This window comes from Pseudocitrobacter sp. 2023LY-00077 (assembly GCF_055796175.1).
On sequence record NZ_JBSPEI010000044.1, the window covers coordinates 1 to 3,006 of the forward strand.

The window sequence follows — 3,006 nt, forward strand, 5'->3', positions numbered from 1 at the left end:
TCCCCTGAATGGCTTCGTACTTCTGCGTGGCGGTCATACCATTGCGCGCATACAACAGCTCAGTGGCTTCGGTCATGCGCTGGATGCCGTAGCGCTCCATTGCAGCTTCACGAACAGAGGCGGCATACGCGACGATGTTTGCAGCTGATGGTGTGTTCTTGGATAGCTCGGCAATGTACCCGAATCCGCCAACTTTCTCGGTGAGCCCTTTGCTCTCCAGCGTATCGAACAGTGTCAGGCCATCGACTGGCTTGTTATCCCGGTACATCTCGCGCATCTCAGCGAAGATCACTTGGTGGGCCCGGCTGTAAAACGATTCCGGCTTCAGCATTGCCAGCACTTTCTGGACGCGCTCACTGTCGCCACCGTCAAGCAGCATGCCGCCGATAACGCTCTGCTCAGCTTCGAGGTTGTGAGGTACAGTGATGATTTCAGAAGTCATCGCGATCTCCTTCCCGAACTTCCAGATAGAGTTTGTCGCTCAGGAACGCATCGAAATTCTTGCGCCGCCACGTCTTACCGCTCTTGTTGTCAGGACGGTCTTCCAGCATCCAGCGGCAGTTTTCACGGATGTATTTCAGGTAATCCCTGAAACCCTCGATCGTCAGCGGTTTGCCGTCATCCAGCCCTCTGGCGATTTTGTTGGCCTTTGCCCAGAACGAGCGGATCAGATTGCGGCGACGGTCGTCGATAAATTTCCATCCTCTCGCTTCGGGTAGTTCATCACGCAATGCCTGAAAGACTTCTTCGCAGGAGATCTTTGGTTTTTTCTCTGCCTGATTTTTGTCGGCAGATACACTCTCTCTTACGTTAGTAAGAGAGTTATTAGTTATATTATTGTTTATGGACAATCGTTGGACATTTGTTGGACAATCATCGCTGAAAGGCGCGTCATTACTGGTGTTTGCGTTGGACAATCGTTGGACATTTGTTGGACAATTTTGAGCCTGAAAATCGTCATATTTGCATATCGTAATCAGGCTAAATTTGCGCTCTTTTGACTCAATTTTTATCATCCCTTTTGTCTCAAAAGTCCTGAGTAAACTTCTGACCTTGTTGTCAGGGATAAAGGTTTCCATAACCAATGTCGGGCGGCCTGTAATCATTTGCCCACGGCCTACAACCATTTCTCCGATATCAGTCATTACCGCCGTATCTGCATGGTTAGCTTTAAGGATCAGATGTAGCCACAGATGGACGGCCTGAGAGTCCTTGTAGAGCTTGCTATCCATGAACTGGCGGTGCAGATAGACAAAGCCCATACTTGCCGCCCCATTGCTTTGAGCAGGCCGCTGCTCTGCCCTGTAGTCTGCTAATTTAACGACGCCCATGCTTCACCCCTGCCTTAGCCATTGCGATGCGGATAACCCCAACAAGACGCTCTGCGAACGCCTGGTTTTTTGATGCGGCGACGATCAGGCCATCAGGTGAATCAGGGTGACGCCGTTCCTCTTTTTCCTGGTACTTCCTGCGAGCTTTTGTCATACTCACTCCTGCAACGATTCCAAATGAATTGCACCTGAGAGCCCTTTCTGTTCCAGCAGAAGGGCTTTCGACTTTTTGATACTTCCCATCACATAACTCCCGGCGCCATAGCGGCCAGACTTGTCACCACGGCGGCGATTGATTCAGTGGGCAGAAAGCGCAGCAGTGCTTCAGCAGCTTCTCTCACCTCTTTCTCAAGGCGTTGTATCGGCTGACCAAGCAACTTCGCCTGATGCGCTTCAGTGCACTCTTTCATAGCCTCTGCTATCAGTTCGGCCTCAGTCTTTGCGACCAGACCAAACTCTCTCGCCACTTTCTCGTTATCCCGCGCCATCACGTCGATGATGATGGGGATCAGCAGCATCAACCCCTTGTCGTTCTTCGGGCCCGGATCGTTAATCATCCGGAAGAAGTTCTGCTTCGTGTTGTGTTCAGAACCAGCCAGTAACAACCCTTTGCCGCCGCGCGAAAGCCACTCTTTCGCAACCAGTTGAGAAATGTGAACCTGAGACTGGCCCGGCGTGCCTTTTTGCCAGGCCTTAACCGCCTCCCGTATTCGAGTTAGCTTACGGTTATTGCGCGGAACACTTTGATAAATCGAAATCAACGGACGTTGTTCAAGTCCGGTACTCTGTTGATAAGTAAGTGATTGCATGTGATTTCCCTTTCGAAACACAAATAGATAGATAGGCCCATGCGCAGACACGCATAGCCATTAAGACATGTTGTTTTAAATCGCCCTTTTTCAGGGCTGAGATGTGTAAGAGCGGGTGGTGCTTATGCTGCGTTAGATTCGCGGCGGGTACTTGGGAACGGCTTCAACTCTTCAGCAGACACTGAACCATCGGCATGAACAATTACCGTGATATCCCGCTTTGCGGTTAGTGCTTTGAAGATAGCGCTCTGGTAAACCCCAAGGTCCTGAGCTGCTTTAGTCTGACCGAAACGTTGAGCGTAATCTTTAAGCTTTATGCGCTGATCCATACGACCTCCTTAGTGCATGAATATGATTATCACCGCAGGAGGTATTTGTGTCAACACGTGCGGTGTTATTAAATTATCCCTTCCGGTGTTAGAATCAAGATATGAGCATAAAAAAGAAACCCTTAACAGCAGAACAGCTTGAAGACGCAAAGCGTCTAAAGGCGATTTATGAGAGCAAGAAGTCAATTCTTAAGCTCTCACAGGAATCAATCGCTGATGCTTTAAGCGTCGGTCAGTCAGCTATTGCAGCTCTTCTCAATGGCGTAAATGCGCTGAACGCAAGTAACGCAGCAGCACTTGCAAGGGTGCTCCAGGTGAGCGTTGGTGATTTTAGCCCCTCTCTCGCTTCAGAAATTGAAGAAATGTACAAGGCAGTGTCTTCAGAGGGGGTGACCAGCAATGACTTTGACTACCCCGTATTCTCCCACGTTCAGGCCGGGATGTTCTCTCCTGAGTTCCGTACGTTCACAGAGCGCGATGCTGAGCGCTGGGTAAGCACGACCAAGAAAGCCAGCGACAACGCATTCTGGCTTGAGG

6 protein-coding genes are annotated in these 3,006 nt (G+C 50.2%); 1 reads left to right on the top strand and 5 read right to left on the bottom strand.

Annotated features, from left to right (window positions below):
• From ACWWFX_RS24970 to ACWWFX_RS24990, 5 genes are all read right to left on the bottom strand, one after another.
• Positions 1-442: DnaB-like helicase N-terminal domain-containing protein (locus ACWWFX_RS24970; protein WP_473225068.1), on the bottom strand; the 442-nt coding region annotated here is incomplete at its 3' end.
• Positions 432-1,331, bottom strand: coding sequence for a DNA replication protein (locus tag ACWWFX_RS24975; RefSeq protein WP_473225069.1), 900 nt, complete (start codon positions 1,329-1,331; stop codon positions 432-434). The genes ACWWFX_RS24975 and ACWWFX_RS24970, both read right to left, overlap by 11 nt.
• Positions 1,318-1,485 carry a hypothetical protein gene (locus ACWWFX_RS24980; RefSeq protein ID WP_473225070.1) on the bottom strand — a complete coding sequence of 56 codons (168 nt, stop codon included), beginning with the start codon at positions 1,483-1,485 and terminating at the stop codon, positions 1,318-1,320. Before ACWWFX_RS24980 ends, ACWWFX_RS24975 begins: the two co-directional genes overlap by 14 nt.
• An 88-nt stretch (positions 1,486-1,573) precedes the next feature.
• The gene (locus tag ACWWFX_RS24985) at positions 1,574-2,140 is read right to left on the bottom strand and encodes a hypothetical protein (protein WP_473225071.1); all 567 of its coding nucleotides are present in this window, start codon (positions 2,138-2,140) and stop codon (positions 1,574-1,576) included.
• A 122-nt stretch (positions 2,141-2,262) separates the two neighbouring features.
• The gene (locus tag ACWWFX_RS24990) at positions 2,263-2,469 is read right to left on the bottom strand and encodes a Cro/CI family transcriptional regulator (RefSeq protein ID WP_421355315.1); all 207 of its coding nucleotides are present in this window, start codon (positions 2,467-2,469) and stop codon (positions 2,263-2,265) included.
• A gap of 101 nt (positions 2,470-2,570) precedes the next feature.
• On the opposite strand from ACWWFX_RS24990, the gene ACWWFX_RS24995 reads away from it, so the two are divergent.
• The coding region (locus ACWWFX_RS24995) for a helix-turn-helix domain-containing protein (RefSeq protein WP_473225072.1) at positions 2,571-3,006 on the top strand (436 nt) is incomplete at its 3' end.

What these genes read in the sequence shown, in the direction of transcription:
- ACWWFX_RS24975 (WP_473225069.1), bottom strand. Translation starts at nt 1,331, where the DNA reads ATGGGCGTCGTTAAATTAGCAGACTACAGGGCAGAGCAGCGGCCTGCT.
- ACWWFX_RS24980 (WP_473225070.1), bottom strand. Translation starts at nt 1,485, where the DNA reads ATGACAAAAGCTCGCAGGAAGTACCAGGAAAAAGAGGAACGGCGTCAC.
- ACWWFX_RS24985 (WP_473225071.1), bottom strand. Translation starts at nt 2,140, where the DNA reads ATGCAATCACTTACTTATCAACAGAGTACCGGACTTGAACAACGTCCG.
- ACWWFX_RS24990 (WP_421355315.1), bottom strand. Translation starts at nt 2,469, where the DNA reads ATGGATCAGCGCATAAAGCTTAAAGATTACGCTCAACGTTTCGGTCAG.